Source organism: Pontibacter burrus (genome assembly GCF_010686685.1).
Taxonomy (GTDB): domain Bacteria; phylum Bacteroidota; class Bacteroidia; order Cytophagales; family Hymenobacteraceae; genus Pontibacter; species Pontibacter burrus.
Genome location: NZ_JAAGWD010000007.1, coordinates 57,990 through 73,195, shown reverse-complemented (window position 1 = coordinate 73,195; position 15,206 = coordinate 57,990). Strand labels below are relative to the sequence as shown.

At 47.9% G+C, this 15,206-nt stretch carries 15 protein-coding genes; 14 read left to right on the top strand and 1 reads right to left on the bottom strand.

From position 1 onward, the window contains the following. Positions 1-77: 77 nt before the first annotated feature. Positions 78-521, top strand: coding sequence for a response regulator (locus GXP69_RS15435; RefSeq protein WP_163915989.1), 444 nt, complete (start codon positions 78-80; stop codon positions 519-521). On the opposite strand, the gene GXP69_RS15430 is transcribed toward GXP69_RS15435, so the two are convergent. Continuing rightward, positions 522-1,436 (bottom strand): pirin family protein, encoded by a 915-nt coding sequence (locus GXP69_RS15430; RefSeq protein ID WP_163915988.1) that lies wholly within the window; start codon positions 1,434-1,436, stop codon positions 522-524. Positions 1,437-1,576: 140 nt separating this feature from the next. On the opposite strand from GXP69_RS15430, the gene GXP69_RS15425 reads away from it, so the two are divergent. The 13 genes from GXP69_RS15425 to GXP69_RS15365 all read left to right on the top strand — a co-directional run bounded on the left by GXP69_RS15425 (position 1,577) and on the right by GXP69_RS15365 (position 15,205). Beyond that, positions 1,577-2,077 carry an ankyrin repeat domain-containing protein gene (locus GXP69_RS15425; protein WP_163915987.1) on the top strand — a complete coding sequence of 167 codons (501 nt, stop codon included), beginning with the start codon at positions 1,577-1,579 and terminating at the stop codon, positions 2,075-2,077. A 58-nt stretch (positions 2,078-2,135) separates the two neighbouring features. Beyond that, the gene (locus GXP69_RS15420; RefSeq protein WP_163915986.1) at positions 2,136-3,023 is read left to right on the top strand and encodes an AraC family transcriptional regulator; all 888 of its coding nucleotides are present in this window, start codon (positions 2,136-2,138) and stop codon (positions 3,021-3,023) included. A gap of 147 nt (positions 3,024-3,170) precedes the next feature. Beyond that, positions 3,171-4,292, top strand: coding sequence for a muconate/chloromuconate family cycloisomerase (locus GXP69_RS15415; RefSeq protein WP_163915985.1), 1,122 nt, complete (start codon positions 3,171-3,173; stop codon positions 4,290-4,292). Positions 4,293-4,295: 3 nt separating this feature from the next. Beyond that, the gene (gene catC, locus GXP69_RS15410) at positions 4,296-4,592 is read left to right on the top strand and encodes a muconolactone Delta-isomerase (protein WP_163915984.1); all 297 of its coding nucleotides are present in this window, start codon (positions 4,296-4,298) and stop codon (positions 4,590-4,592) included. Between the two features lie 44 nt (positions 4,593-4,636). Then, positions 4,637-5,554, top strand: coding sequence for a catechol 1,2-dioxygenase (gene catA / locus GXP69_RS15405; protein WP_163915983.1), 918 nt, complete (start codon positions 4,637-4,639; stop codon positions 5,552-5,554). Positions 5,555-5,679: 125 nt separating this feature from the next. After that, positions 5,680-6,489, top strand: a complete 810-nt coding sequence (gene pcaD, locus GXP69_RS15400) for a 3-oxoadipate enol-lactonase (protein ID WP_163915982.1) — start codon at positions 5,680-5,682, stop codon at positions 6,487-6,489. A 4-nt stretch (positions 6,490-6,493) separates the two neighbouring features. Beyond that, positions 6,494-7,855 carry a 3-oxoacid CoA-transferase gene (locus tag GXP69_RS15395; protein ID WP_163915981.1) on the top strand — a complete coding sequence of 454 codons (1,362 nt, stop codon included), beginning with the start codon at positions 6,494-6,496 and terminating at the stop codon, positions 7,853-7,855. Between the two features lie 191 nt (positions 7,856-8,046). Continuing rightward, a complete protein-coding gene (locus GXP69_RS15390; protein ID WP_163915980.1) occupies positions 8,047-8,535 on the top strand; it encodes an FUSC family protein in 489 nt (162 codons plus the stop codon). Between the two features lie 28 nt (positions 8,536-8,563). Next, the gene (pcaF, locus tag GXP69_RS15385; protein ID WP_163915979.1) at positions 8,564-9,772 is read left to right on the top strand and encodes a 3-oxoadipyl-CoA thiolase; all 1,209 of its coding nucleotides are present in this window, start codon (positions 8,564-8,566) and stop codon (positions 9,770-9,772) included. A gap of 17 nt (positions 9,773-9,789) precedes the next feature. Further along, positions 9,790-10,323 carry a TetR/AcrR family transcriptional regulator gene (locus GXP69_RS15380; RefSeq protein WP_163915978.1) on the top strand — a complete coding sequence of 178 codons (534 nt, stop codon included), beginning with the start codon at positions 9,790-9,792 and terminating at the stop codon, positions 10,321-10,323. Between the two features lie 243 nt (positions 10,324-10,566). Beyond that, positions 10,567-11,400 (top strand): 4,5-DOPA-extradiol-dioxygenase, encoded by an 834-nt coding sequence (gene ygiD, locus GXP69_RS15375; protein ID WP_163916151.1) that lies wholly within the window; start codon positions 10,567-10,569, stop codon positions 11,398-11,400. 278 nt (positions 11,401-11,678) lie between these two features. Then, positions 11,679-12,701: a synaptic vesicle VAT-1 family membrane protein gene (locus GXP69_RS15370; protein ID WP_163915977.1), complete on the top strand. Its 1,023-nt coding sequence runs from the start codon at positions 11,679-11,681 to the stop codon at positions 12,699-12,701. A 155-nt stretch (positions 12,702-12,856) separates the two neighbouring features. Further along, positions 12,857-15,205 (top strand): TonB-dependent receptor, encoded by a 2,349-nt coding sequence (locus tag GXP69_RS15365; protein WP_163915976.1) that lies wholly within the window; start codon positions 12,857-12,859, stop codon positions 15,203-15,205. Position 15,206 lies beyond the last annotated feature (1 nt).

Sequence of the window (15,206 nt, the reverse complement as noted above, 5' to 3'; positions counted from 1 at the left end):
AAGAATATTTTAGCTGATCTATAACGGTAGTTTATAGTTGCCATAGCTTAGGCTCGTATTCAGGAGATTGAAATTTTATGAAGAAAGTACCTTCGGTATTGCTCATTGATGATGATGAGACCACGAATTATATTAACAGACTAACTATAACACGTGCAGGTATTGCCAGTGAACTGCTGGTTTGTATGAACGGCAAGGAGGCAATTGACTTACTTCAGGCGCGTTGCGAACTATCGAAAACCAGCGGAGAGCATTGTGTGCCCAACCTGATTCTGCTGGATATCAATATGCCTATCATGGATGGATTTGGCTTTCTAGATACGCTGAATAATATGGAAGCCATGCAACACCATAACGTGGTGATAGCCGTGCTTACCACTTCGGCAAATCCGCGTGATATAGAAAAGGTAAAAGCTGCGGGCGTAACAGAACTCCTGAGTAAACCGCTCACCCGCGATGCCTTGTTAAAACTTGTTGCGAAATACTTTACTGAAATACCAGCTTCTGTAGATTCAAACTGATTAAGATAACGCTTGTGGTGCCGGGCCGCCTGCCGGCTTGGACTTGTCTTCGGGCAACGGCACAAATTCCTGGTTATCGTTTGGAGGCAAAATAATGCGGCCTTCCTTCCAGTCGGCTTTGGCCTGCTCTATCCGTTCCTTCCGCGACGATACAAAGTTCCACCAGATAAAGCGTTCACCCAGTGGTTCGCCACCCAGCAGCATGAGTGTAGCCGGCGTTCTGGCAACTATAGTTGGTTCGGCATTTTTATTAAACACCAGCATTTGACCTACAGTATAAGTTCTTCCACTGACTTCTATGCTTCCTTTTGCTACATAAATGCCACGCTCTGTATGTTCAGTGGGTAAATTGATGCGGGCGCCCGGTTCTAAAACAACATGCAGGTAAAACAGGGGGGAGTGGGTTTTTACATCGTTTCGTAAGCCATAGGCATCTCCGGCAATCAGGCGCATCCATATCCCGTTATCTGTATAAACGGGCAACTGTTCCGGTTTATAGTTTGTAAAAGCTGGGGTACTTTCTTCGTCTTTCTCAGGCAGGGCTACCCAGGTCTGTATCATCTCCAGGTTGCCGCCTGCCAGGGCACTGGGGTCTTCGAAGCGCTCGGAATGGGCAATACCGCTGCCGGCTGTCATCCAGTTTACTTCCCCGGGCCTGATGATCTGTTCTACACCCAGGCTGTCGCGATGCGTAACCTGGCCGCCGAACAGGTAGCTTACCGTTGATAAGCCAATGTGCGGGTGAGGCAAAACATCCATGTTGTGGGTTTGCTCAGGAGCTACATCCACGGGGCCGGCATGGTCCATAAATATAAACGGGCCTACCATGCGGCGCAGCCTGAATGGCAGAATACGGCGCACATCCATACCCGGTGCCAGCGATGCCTTTCGGGCTTCAATTACGATATCGAGCATAACTATAGTTTTATTTAACTGAACGGAAAACCTGCCCGCTCCGGATATGTTTGATTTTAATCCGACTATAAACTATAAAGATAAGCGCAGCCATTTAAAGTTATACTACGTAACCAGCCTTATAACAAAATCCTTTACCTATGACCTTTTATTCCACTAACCCGGATGACCTTTTAATTGATGCTGCCCGCAATGGCGATGTAACTTACCTGAAAGAGCGGATTGCAGAAGGTGCCGATCTGAGCATAACCAATGGCCGCGGCTTTACGCCGCTTATTATAGCCAGCTATGATGGTCACCTGGATGCTACCAAACTATTGCTTGAAGCCGGAGCTGACCCGAACACACAGGACAACAGCGGCAATACAGCCTTGATGGGCGTGAGCTTTAAAGGCTATTCTGAAATTGCTAAGCTTTTAATTGAAAATGGCGCAGACCTGAACCTGCAGAACGGAAGTGGCGGAACAGCCCTGATGTTTGCAACCTTGTTTGGTCGTAATCAAATGGTAAAAGTTTTGCTGGATGCTGGAGCTGATACCAGCATACGCGATGCGCGCGGCCTTACAGCTCTTGATCTGGCCTATCAGCAGGGCAACGAAGAGGCTTTCAATCTTTTTAAGGAGCACCATGAAAATGCCTGATCCGAAACCATGAACTATAGTTGCTTTAGTGCCCCGAATCACGGATATTTCATGTAGCATGATCCACAAGAAATTCTATAAAGGGCTTTACGGCAACAATACCATCGAATTTGCTAAAGGTTTGATAAATGTGCACCCCTTTGGGGAGATAGGGAAGCAGCACGCCGGCCAGGTAAAACTGCATGCTCACAACAACCTGCTGCAGATCTTTATAGTGGAAGCGGGGACTACCATATTCCATTACAGCTCGAATACCGTAACGATAGATGCCCCTTCCTTTATAGTTGTTCCTAAAAACCTGGAACACGGTTTTCTGCACCAGGGGGAAGTGAGCGGCTGGATCATTACGTTGGCTGATACGGTACTCGAACATATGCTGCAGCGCGAAGCAGAAGTGGTATTTGGTATGGATCAGATTCATATTGCCCCTGTTATTGATGCAGACCAGGCTACTGCAGAGGTATATGCCACCATGCAAAAATGCGTACAGGAATACAAAAGCCAGCTACCCGGTCGTCTGCTGATGTTACAGTACCTGGTGGGCCAACTGCTCGTGCAACTATACCGCATTTCATTGGGTGGGCAGACTGCTATCGCTTCCGCCGGCAACATCAGCAAGGTCTATTACCGCAGATTTCAGCAGCTGATTAAAGAATACAGATCATACAAGAAAACGGTAGAAGATTACGCCCACGCACTGTTTATCTCCACTGGCCATCTGAGCCGCATCTGCCGGACTATAGCCGGTAAATCACCTAAAGATATTATCATCGATTACTTTATAACTGAGGCGCAGCTAGCACTTTCAGAAGTTAACATGAACGTGGCCGACATATCCTATGACCTCGGTTTTGATGATCCAGCCTACTTTACCCGGCTCTTCCGAAAACGCACCGGCCAAACCCCTGTGGCCTTCCGCAAACAGATAGGAATGAAGGCAAACTAAGCCTGAAATGTCCGGTTTGTCTTGTTTTTAACCGAAATGTCCTACTCCTAGGGGTGGCAATCCAAGTAAATTTGTACTAATAGTAAGTAAACACTTACCCTGGTGAGCGTATACTCACTAGTTGTTGCATTTACCGGGGCCACTTTTATGAAAGACGCACATATTGAGAAAATAGAAACTATAGTTGTTGACCTGCCTACCATAAGGCCGCACCATTTGTCGATGGCTGTGATGCGCAACCAGACTATAGTTATTGTTAGGCTGTTCTGCAGCGATGGCATAGAAGGACTAGGCGAAGCCACAACTATAGGTGGATTGAGCTATGGCGATGAGTTTCCGGAAGGCATGAAGTTCACCATCGACACCTACATCGCGCCCTTGCTTATCGGTAAATCAGCAACCTGCATTAACGCCCTGATGGCCGAGCTGGAATACCAGGTAAAAGGCAACCAGTTTGTGAAGTCAGCCATAGAAACGGCGCTGCTCGATGCACAGGGCAAACGCCTGGGCGTATCGGTGGCAACCTTGCTGGGCGGGGCTGTAACACAAACCTTACCTGTACTCTGGACCCTTGCCAGCGGCGATACCGAAAAAGACATACAGGAAGCCCAGGAGCTATTGGAGAATGGCCGCCACAACACTTTTAAACTAAAGATCGGCAGAAAAGACTCGAACCTGGACATTGCCCATGTGGCAGCTATCAAAAAGGCAGTTGGTCCGGATGTAAAGATCACGGTAGATATAAACCAGGCCTGGTCTGAGAGCCTTGCCAAACAGGGAATTGCCAAACTACAGGATGCCGGAATCGACTTGATTGAACAACCTATCATTAAAACCAACTTCGACGGACTAGCCAAGCTGACCCAATACTTCCGGGTGCCGATTATGGCCGACGAAGCTGTTGGTACCGTTTCGGATGCCTTTAAACTCGCTAAGATTGGTGGCGGCAGCGTGTTCGCACTTAAAATATCCAAAGCAGGCGGTTTAAACAACATTCAGAAGCAGGCAGCCATTGCGCAGGGCGCCGGCATCAGCCTGTATGGTGGCACCATGCTTGAAGGTACGATTGGTACGGTAGCATCGGCCCATGTTTTCAGCACACTCCCTCACTTAGAATGGGGCACCGAACTCTTTGGACCTCTGTTGCTTACCGATGATATCGTTACAAAACGTATAAGGTATGAAAACGGCGTGATGGAGATTCCACAGGGTCCGGGCCTTGGCATTGAGCTGGATATGAATCAGGTAGAAAAATATAAAAGAAAATAAGGTATGTTATTTCACGTGCACATGACGGTAAACATCCCACTGGACCTGGACAAGGACTATGTGGATGATCTGAAAGCCAAAGAAAAAGCCCTATCACAGGATCTGCAACGACAGGGCAAATGGACACATATCTGGCGCATAGCCGGTAAGTATGCCAACATCAGCATTTTTAATGTAGCCAGTGCCGGAGAACTGCACGATATCCTGATGTCGTTGCCGCTTTACCCATTCATGGATGTAGAAGTGACCGCCCTCTGCCAACATTATTCTTCTGTTAAAAACGAAGAAGAAGCACACTAACCCAGCACCTTAAATCAACAAACTATAACTAAAACTTAACTACCATGGAAAGAGCTGTGATTGACGCTGTTATCGAAAAGATCAAATCAACTGAAGATCCGAGCAAAGGTTCTGATCGCATAAAAGAGATTGTTAACAGATTTACCCGCGACCTGTTTTACGCCATTGAGGACCTGGATATACAACCCGAAGAGATCTGGAAAGCTGTAGATTGGATGACCAACACTGGTCGTAACAATGAATGGGGACTGGTTGTAGCTGGCATTGGCCTGGAACATTTTCTGGACCTGCGCATGGACGAGGCCGAGGCCAAAGCAGGCATTACAGGCGGTACACCACGAACTATAGAAGGTCCGCTTTATGTGCCAGGCTCACCTGAATCGGTGGGGTATGCGGAGTTGGAAACTGAGCCTGAAGTTGGCGCCGAGCGACTTTACATGCAGGGCCAGGTAAAAGACGACGCAGGCAACCCAATACCAAATGCAAAAGTGGAAGTATGGCATTGCAACCTAAAAGGGATGTATTCTATTTTCGACTCTTCTCAGCCTCCTTTTAACCTGCGTCGTGCCATCATTACAGATGCTGAAGGAAGGTATAAGTTCAAAAGCATTCTGCCGGTAGGCTATAGTTGTCCTCCGGGTGGTTGTACCGATCAGTTACTGCAGGCAATTGGCCGCCATGGCAGCCGTCCTGCCCATATCCACTTCTTTGTAACTGCACCCGGCTACCGCAAGCTCACTACACAGATCAATATAGAAGGCGATCCGCTGATCTGGGATGATTTTGCCTTTGCTACCCGCGAAGACCTGGTGCCGCACATTACCCGATATTCCGAAGCAGAAGCAAAAGAGAAATTCAATATCGATGAGCCTTTTGCATCCATTGACTTCGACTTTGTGGTTCATAAAGAAAAAGCCGGCGTGTTTGACGCTGAAATAGAAAGAACCCACGGACCAAGATAAGCGGGCATTAACTGGCGGCAGTACCACAAACTACAGTTGTACTGTCGCCATCATGCACTTTGTAACACTGCCATGCACGAACGCTTCCTGAAATGGAGCAGTCTAAACTATAGTTTCTTACAGAGATGTCAACAATTAAACTTTCCAACTATACCTGCTTCTACAATTTCCAAGATTCCGGAATGGAAGACACGCTTGTACTTTCGAACTCGCTGGGCACCGACTACACCATGTGGGACAAACTGGTAGAGTTACTTGGAAACGATTATAACGTTTTGCGCTACGACACGCGCGGCCACGGACAAAGCACCATAGAAGCCGATGAAGTAACTATAGCCGAACTGGGACAGGATGTGCTGGAATTACTGGATCATCTGAAACTTGAAAAAGTATATTTCTGCGGCCTTTCGATGGGAGGGCTGATCGGGCAGTGGTTGGGCATCTATGCTCCGCAGCGCTTTAAGAAGATTATACTGGCTAACACAGCCGCAAAAATCGGAACAGTAGAAGGCTGGAACAATCGGATAGAGCAGGTAAAGGAACATGGCCTGGAAAGCATTCTGGATGGAACTGAACAACGATGGTTTACGCCTAAGTTCAGAGAGGAGCACCCGGAAACAGTACATGCCATTCTTCAGAAGTTCGCGCAGAATCCGGTGAGAGGCTATACGGCTAACTGTGCTGCCGTGCGCGATGCAGACTTCAGAAATCAACTACAGGATCTTCGGGTTCCGGTACTTATTATCAGCGGCTTGCAAGACGAAGTAACAACTCCTGCTGACGGTGAATTTATGGCGGCACGTATTCCGCAGGCGCGGCACGAGTGTATTGATGCCAACCATTTATCCAGTGTAGAACTGCCGGAAGCCTTTGCCAAAAATCTGCTCTATTTTATGAAAAATGAAGGCGACTTCTATTTAAAAATTTACTCCTAAGCATATGAAATCAGTACCACAGATAAGTCTTGAAGAAGCAGTTGCTTTGGTTAAAGATGGCGATATACTTTTACAGGGCGGTTTCGGGATGACCGGCAACCCGGTGCACCTGATGCACGCACTGGCAGAGACCGGCACTAAGAACCTGACCTTTGTTGGGAACAACGTTGGCGAGGCCGGTATTGGCGGTGGCCTTTTGCTGCGCAACGGGCAGATCAGTAAAATGATCGGTTCGTTTTTTACCAGTAATCCCGAAGCGGTAAAAGCTGCCCAGGAAGGTAAAGTGGAATACGAACTGTTACCGCAAGGCACTCTGGCAGAAGCCATAAGGGCAGGCGGTGCTGGTATTGGTGGGTTTTTTACGCCAACATCTGCCGGAACAGAACTTGCTAAAGGCCGTGAAACCAAAATAATAAAAGGGCAGGAGCAGGTATTTGTAGAAGGCATCCGGGGTAATGTGGCCTTTGTGCGTGCCTGGAAAGCAGATACGGCCGGCAACCTGAGCTACCGCATGACGGAACAGAACTTCAACCGCGCCATGGCTACAGCGGCCGATATTGTAATTGCCGAAGTGGAAGAAATTGTTCCTGTCGGAGAGATTGAGCCGGAGCACATACATACGCCGGGCTCTTATGTCGATTACCTGGTGCAGGCCACGCTTACACTGGAAGATCTTGGCTCCTCGGCATCTGTGGCATCGTCTAAGAAAGTAGATGAGAAACGCATGAATATGGCCCGTCGTGCTTTAAAGGAATTGAAGAAGGGCGATGTGGTAAACCTGGGTATCGGCATCCCAACGCTAATAGCAGACCTGATAACACCGGAAGACGGCATTGTGATGCATACTGAGAACGGCATGCTGGGCGTAGGGCCAACCCCAACGGATGGTGGCGGCGCTATGGACTACCCTGTAAATGCAGGTAAAATTCCGGTAACGGCATTACCTGGCGCAAGCTATTTCGATAGTGCCGATTCGTTTGCCATGATAAGGGGCCGCCACGTGGATGTCGCCGTAATGGGTGGACTGGAAGTAGATGAGCAGGCCAACCTGGCAAACTGGGCTGTGCCTGGTCAGCAGTTGTTAGGGGTGGGTGGCGCTATGGACCTGGCTTCGGGTGCTAAAACGCTCATCATTACCATGCAGCATACAAATAAAGACGGGTCTCCCAAAGTTGTTCCGGTTTGTAAGCTACCGTTAACGGCACCAAAAGCTGTTGATATGATTATTACAGAACTGGCAGTTTTCAGATTTATTGACGGGAAACTTACACTTACGGAGGTGATGCCCGGTGCTACACTGGAAGAAGTAAGGGAAAAAACCTCAGCCACTTTTGTAGAGAAGCTGGAAGCGCAGGCATCAGCATAAAATACACCTGCCGCTTCAACTATAGTTAGCAGTTACTTGCTAGTTGGTTAATTCATGAATTATAAGCAGGGATGAGTATGGCAATAGTTTAAACTATAGTTGAATGCAGTTAACACAAACAGCCCAGCAAGGCTAACAGCGTCCGGAAACAAGTGACACGTTAAGATAGAAACCAAACTATAAAGCAGCTCATGGCAGACACAAAATATATGCTTAGTGCGGATGTAGTGTTGTATGCCATCCGGTGTACGGTAGGCTTCTTTATCGGCTATGCCCTGTACCTGACCTTTCCGCAATACGAACTGTACTGGACCATACTTTCCATTATTCTGGTACTTGCACCGGAAGTAAAAGACTCTCCGAAACTAACAGTAGAGCGGGTGAAATCTAACCTGATCGGGTCGAGTGTAGGTTTACTCTGCTTTCTATTGCCTGTGCCGGAACTCCTGATGATGGTGCTGGGAATTGGGCTTGCCATTCTCATCTGCCGTTTTTTTAACCTGATGAACGTGGCCCGAACGGCCGTGGTAGCACTCATAATTGTTGTGCTGCACGAACAGGAAACCAAAAGCTATTGGTCGGCGGTGGAAAGATTTGTATCCGTAACCCTTGGCTGTCTGATCGGATTGGGAGTTTCTGTATCCACGGCCTTTTTAGCTGGTCAACTCAAAAAGAATTAAAGCTGCAACAAAGTAAAACATACAGATCATGAACAGAGAAGCATATATTATAGATGGTATCAGAACACCAGTCGGCAGTTTGGGAGGCGTGCTCTCCGCAGTACGTACCGATGACCTGGCGGCAATGGTGATCAAAGAACTGGTGAGCCGTAACCCGAACATCCCTGCAGAAGATATTGACGATGTGATTCTGGGGTGCCACAACCAGGCCGGCGAAGATAACCGCAACGTGGCCCGCATGGCTGCGCTGTTGGCTGGCTTACCTTATACAGTTCCGGGCGAAACGGTGAACAGGCTTTGCTCTTCCGGAATGTCGGCAATCATTAACGCAGCCCGTGCCATTAAAGTGGGCGATGGCGATGTATTTGTAGCCGGCGGTGTAGAGCACATGACGCGCGGTCCGCTGGTCATATCCAAGCCAAGCAAAGCCTTTGGTACGGATTCCAAAATGGAAGATTCTAGTTTTGGCTGGCGCTTTGTGAACCCTAAAATGAAGGAAGCCTACGGCGTAGACCCAATGGGCGTTACTGCCGAAAACCTGGTTGAAAAGTACAACATTTCGCGCGAAGATCAGGATAAGTTTGCTTTCCACTCGCAACGCAAAGCTGCTGAGGCACAAAAGAACGGTACGCTGGCAGAAGAAATAATGCCGGTTACGATACCCCAGCGCAAAGGCGATCCGGTTATAGTTACGGAAGATGAATTCATTCGACCGAATACGACGCTGGAGACGCTGGCAAAACTACGACCCGCGTTTAAGGCTGACGGCACGGTGACGGCAGGGAACGCATCTGGCCTTAACGATGGAGCGGCGGCAACTTATGTGGTATCTGGTGAAGCGGTAGAAAAGTATAACCTGACGCCGCTGGCCCGCATTGTGAGCTCGGCAGTAGTAGGTGTGGAGCCGCGCATCATGGGCATCGGCCCGGTTCCGGCTACCCAAAAAGCGCTACAGCGGGCTGGTCTAACTATAGATGACATGGATGTAATCGAGCTGAACGAGGCTTTTGCGGCCCAGAGCCTGGCCTGCACACGTGCGTTGGGGCTGGCAGATGATGATGCGCGCGTAAACATAAACGGTGGCGCCATTGCCTTAGGTCACCCGCTGGGCATGTCGGGTACACGTATTACATACAGTGCCGCTTTATCCCTTAAAAGAGCGAACAAACGCTATGCGCTGGCAACCATGTGCGTAGGTGTAGGGCAGGGCTATGCCGTTATCCTGGAGCGCGTTTAATCACAGTTAAACTATAAATGAGTAAGAAACAGGACATACTGGATGCTGCCCTCAGGCTGTTTACTGAGAACGGCGTAAGGGCAACACCCACTAAGTCCATTGCAACAGAAGCCGAAACCTCGGAGGCGCTGATCTTTAAACATTTCGGTACAAAAGACCAGTTGCTGGAGGAGATCATGAAGAAAGCCTACCAGGCTATAGTTCGCGAAACTACGGTGCGACTGGCGGGGCTGTCTTCAAAAGAATACATTGCCAGCATGATAGAGTTGCCCATCATCCTGACGCGCTCCAATCCTGATTTCTGGCGGATGCAGTACAAGATCATGCCCCTGAATCCGATCTCATCGAGGTATCACGAGAATTTTATGCGTCCTTGCCTGCTGCGCCTAACCGAATGTTTCGAAGATCTTAACTATAGCCAGCCTGAACTCGAAGCCGAATTGCTTCTCATCTACATTGATGGTGTATGGAAATACTTTGCAGCCAACCAACCAGATGCAGCCAAAGAAAAAGCGTTGGTAGAGCTGATAAAACAAAAGTATAAACTATAGCCGTCCGCGAAAAGGCTTAACTATAGTTATGTCTATAGTTTCCGAAAGAGTTTGGCTGATATCTGCCATATTAGTTGCTCGTGCTTTCTTAACATATGTCAATGAAAAGCAGTTTGGGTTGGCCTACCTTTGTAAATGTAAAGTGCAGAACAACTGCCATATATTTACATCGATTTTAAAAACAGAACTGCAGATATGAAACGCAAACAGTTCATTAAGACATTAGTAGCAGGAGTAGCAGGCATGACCACTTTATCAGCATTTAACAGATTTACAGATAACCTCAATGAGCAGGATCAGCTGATGCCGGTATTGTTTATGGGCCACGGCTCGCCCATGAACGGCATCGAGGACAATGAATTCAGTCAGTACTGGAGCAAACTTGCCCAAGAAATACCAACACCAAAAGCAGTGCTGGTTGTTTCGGCGCACTGGCTGAGCAGGGGCACCCGCATCACAGCCATGGATTTTCCGAAGACCATTCACGATTTCGGTGGATTTCCGCAGGCCTTGTTTGATGTACAATACAATGCACCCGGAAGCCCGGAACTGGCAAAGGAAACGGCATCTATTATTACATCAACCAATGTAGAAATGGACCACGACTGGGGCCTGGATCACGGTGCCTGGACGGTGATACGCCATATGTACCCGAAAGCCAATATTCCGGTTTTACAGTTAAGTATAGACTATACCAAAGGTCCGCAGTATCATTACGACTTGTCTAAGCAACTGATGCAGCTCCGCAAAAAAGGCGTGCTGATCATGGGCAGTGGCAACTTGGTACACAACCTGCGCATGGTAGCCTGGGATAAACTCAATGACAACGAGTATGGTTATGATTGGGCGATTCAGATCAACAACACTTTTAAAGACCTGATCCGCAACGGTCACCACGATAAACTGATAAAGTACGAGAAGCTTGGCAAAGAAGCGATGCTGGCCATTCCAACCCCGGAACATTACTGGCCGCTGATGTATACCCTGGGTCTTAAAACCGACAAAGACGATGTTGCCTTCTTTAACGATAAAGCTGTAGGTGGCTCGCTTACGATGACCTCTGTACGAATAGGCTAACAATTCCGCTTTTCGGTTTCGTTGAAACTATAGTTTAAAACGCAGCACTGCCTGAACTTCGGGTGGTGCTGCGTTTTGTAGTTTAAGGCAGCGTAGGCAGTTAGTAATTTTCAGCTAACTATAGAACAGGATGTAGAAAAGTAGTTGCAGAAATTAACAATAACGCTATCTTTATTTTCTGCTATTTGCCGTTTTGGCAAGGAGAACCCCGTCTATAGTTGTGTAGTGCCTGGTGCAATAGCGGATTAGTGTTCCTTAACAGATAAGAACTATAGCTTATGCTTCAACGCCAGGTGTACCGTATGCCGCGTGCCGGTTCCATTAACTACTTAAAGCTACAGACCGAAACGCTGTCGCCACCCGCGTCTGAGGAAGTATGCGTGCAGGTAAAAGCGGTCGGACTAAACTTTGCAGATATTTTTGCGATGCAGGGGCTCTATAGTGCAACACCAAGTGGTTCTTTTATACCCGGCCTGGAGTTCTCAGGCGAAATTATAGCAGTAGGGGAGCAGGTAACGGCATGGCAGGTAGGCGATAAGGTAATGGGGGTTACCAGATTTGGAGGGTATGTATCGCACATCTGCATCGACCAGCGCTATGTAATAAAATTACCCGATACCTGGAGTTTTGAAGAGGGAGCAGGCTACCTGGTTCAGGGGCTTACGGCTTACTATGCGCTCAGGCAGCTGGGCGATCTGCAGCCAGGCCAAACAGTGCTTATACATAGTGCGGCAGGTGGAGTTGGTATTCTGGCTAACCGCATCTGTAAAGCATTTGGTGCCCATACAATTGGTACGGTTGGTAATCCGGGTAAAGCTGATTTCCTGTTAAACTCGGAAGGCTATGATGAAGTGATTGTGCGGGATGATAACTTTACCAGACAACTGCAGAATGCCTTACAGGGAAGGCCGCTGAACCTGATAATGGAATGCATTGGCGGGGATATCCTGAAACAAGGCTGGGACCTGCTTGCACCCATGGGCCGCATGGTGGTGTACGGAAATGCCAGCTTTACCACGCATACTGCCAAACCAAACTACCCCAGGCTTATCTGGCGTTTCCTGCGCCGGCCTAAAATAGACCCTTTACGCCTGCCTACCGAAAATAAATCCCTGATGGGCTTTAACCTTATTTACCTGTACGAACAAACAGACTTGATGCACCGCCTGCTGGGCGAACTACAGGACCTTAACCTGACGCCGCAGTACATTGGGCAGGTTTTCCCGTTCTCAGCTATGCACCAGGCTATCCGGCTTTTCCAGCAGGGTAAAACGATTGGCAAAGTGGTGCTAACAACTTGAGGCTCAAACATGCATTTTTTGTGAGTTAATAATCCGCTCCGTCAGCTTTTGTGTATAAATTCCGTAATGCATATAGTTTATATTCTATATAAATCTGTATTTTTATTGTTTAAACTTGTATTTGCCTGGTCTTTCAATTCTAAACTCCCGCTTATATGCTCCAACGATTGTTTCTGGTGCTTTTGTTTTTCGTATCACAGCAGGTACTAGCCCAGCAGGCCAGCGAACGGCAGTATCGATTGTCAGGGACTGTTAAAGGTGCCTGGGGCGAAAGACTGGAGGGCGCTTTTTTGGTTTTCAGTAACGGTAAGACTGTCCTTTCAGATAAGCAGGGCAAGTTTATGGTTAGCCTGCCGGCAGGTACCCATGAAGTAACTTGTCAATACATCGGGATGGCGCCTTTCCGTGAAAGTGTAACTCTAAATGCCGACAAGGAGGTAGAGTTTACGCTGATAAACCGCAATTTTGACCTGAAGGTGGTAGAAGTAACTGCCCGGCAGGTAACTGACCAGAACTCTACCCACATGGGCAGCACTTTTATAGACCAGAAGCTGATGACGCGTATGCCAAAACTGCTTGGCGAAGCCGATGTGCTCAGAACGGTTACCTCGTTGCCCGGTGTGGTAAGTGCAGGCGAAGGAACGTCCGGCTTTTTTGTGCGTGGCGGTAGCGCCGACCAAAACCTGGTGCTGATGGACGATGCGCCGTTGTTTAATGCCAACCACCTTTTCGGATTCTTCTCAGTGTATAATCCTGATATCCTGAAAAGTTTTGTGTTGCACCGCAGTGGTATATCGGCACGCTACGGCAGCCGGATTTCTTCTATTCTGGATGTGAGCCTGCGCGACGGTAACCCGGACAAAATGCAATACGAGATTGGGGCTTCACCTATAACAGGAAAGTTCAGTATGGATGGACCTTTATCTGAGAAAGTAACCATGCTTGCTGCAGTTCGCGGAGCTTATCCGAACTATATTATGAAGCTGTTTCCGAGCAGAAATATACAGAACAGCTCAGGCCATTTTTATGATGGGAACCTGAAGCTACGCTATAAACCGAATGAGAACAACAGTTTAAGTTTTTCGGGATACTATAGTAACGATGGTTTTAAATTCCCGAACGATACTACTTACCAATGGAGCAACACGCTGGGCAGCCTGAAGTGGAGCCACCTGTTCAGCAATAATTTTACCGGCGATGTAACCCTGATTAAAAGCATTTACAAAAATAAGGTAGAAGGGTTATCGACCGGTGAGGAGTTTGAACTGAACTCTGGGGTTGACCTTACCCAGGCAAAGATCAGCTTTGGCTATTTTGGTATGGCCGGCCACCAGATCGACTTTGGAGGGGAGTCCTCTTTGTATGTGATCGATCCCGGCGACCTGGTTCCTTCAGGCACCTCGAGCCTGAATTCGCGTACTCTCCAGCAGGAAAAGGGGTACGAGCAGATTGTATACATTAATGATGAAATAACACTAAACGAGAAGTTGTCTCTCTCGGTGGGGCTACGGTTTTCACACTTTTCCAAACTTGGCCCTGCTACCACTTATGTGTATGCCGAAGGTGAGCCTCGCAGTGAACAGGCCATTATTGACACTCTGTATTTTGGCTCAGGAAATATAGTTAAATCATACCAGGGCTTAGAGCCTCGCGCATCTGTAAAATACAGCCTTACACCTTCATCATCAATAAAGATCGGATATAGCCGCACCCGCCAGTACATCCAGCTTATTTCCAACACAGCTGCCATAACTCCTGTAGATGTCTGGAAATTGTCGAACCAGCATATAGAACCTCAGATTGCCGATCAGCTTTCAATAGGATATTTTAAGGCAGACCCGGAGAGCATGTATGAGTATAACTGGGAAGTATACTATAAAAAACTCTACAACCAGGTAGACTATAAAGATGGCGCCACATTGCTGCTGAACCCATCCCTGGAATCAGACCTGCTGTTTGGAGATGGGTATGCGTATGGCTCGGAGTGGATGATAAAAAAGAATCTGGGCCGCTTAAGAGGTTGGGTTAGCTTAACTTACTCCCGCTCAATGCGCCAGATAAAAGGTGCTACAGAGGCGGAAACTATAAACGATGGAGATCCTTATCCTTCCAACTACGACAAGCCGGTTAACCTGAACATATTTACGGATTACCATCTGTGGCCAAACTGGAAGTTCTCTGCCAATTTTAATTATACTACCGGCCGCCCGGTTACGCTCGCTGACTCCTGGTATTGGTATCAGGGGCAGATTTATGCAAACTATTCCGGCCGAAATCAGGAGCGTATGCCTGATTATCATCGCCTGGATGTATCGCTAAACCGGGAGCCGATAAAAAAAGGTAAAGTAGAATATAGTGGCGGTATTTCTATATACAACCTGTATGGTCGCAAAAATGCTTATTCAATGCTTTACCAGCACCACTATGGCGAACCACCAAGTGCCTATAAACTCTCCATTATTGGTGCGCCAATCCCTTCTGTAAACGTTAATGTTAAATTCTAAA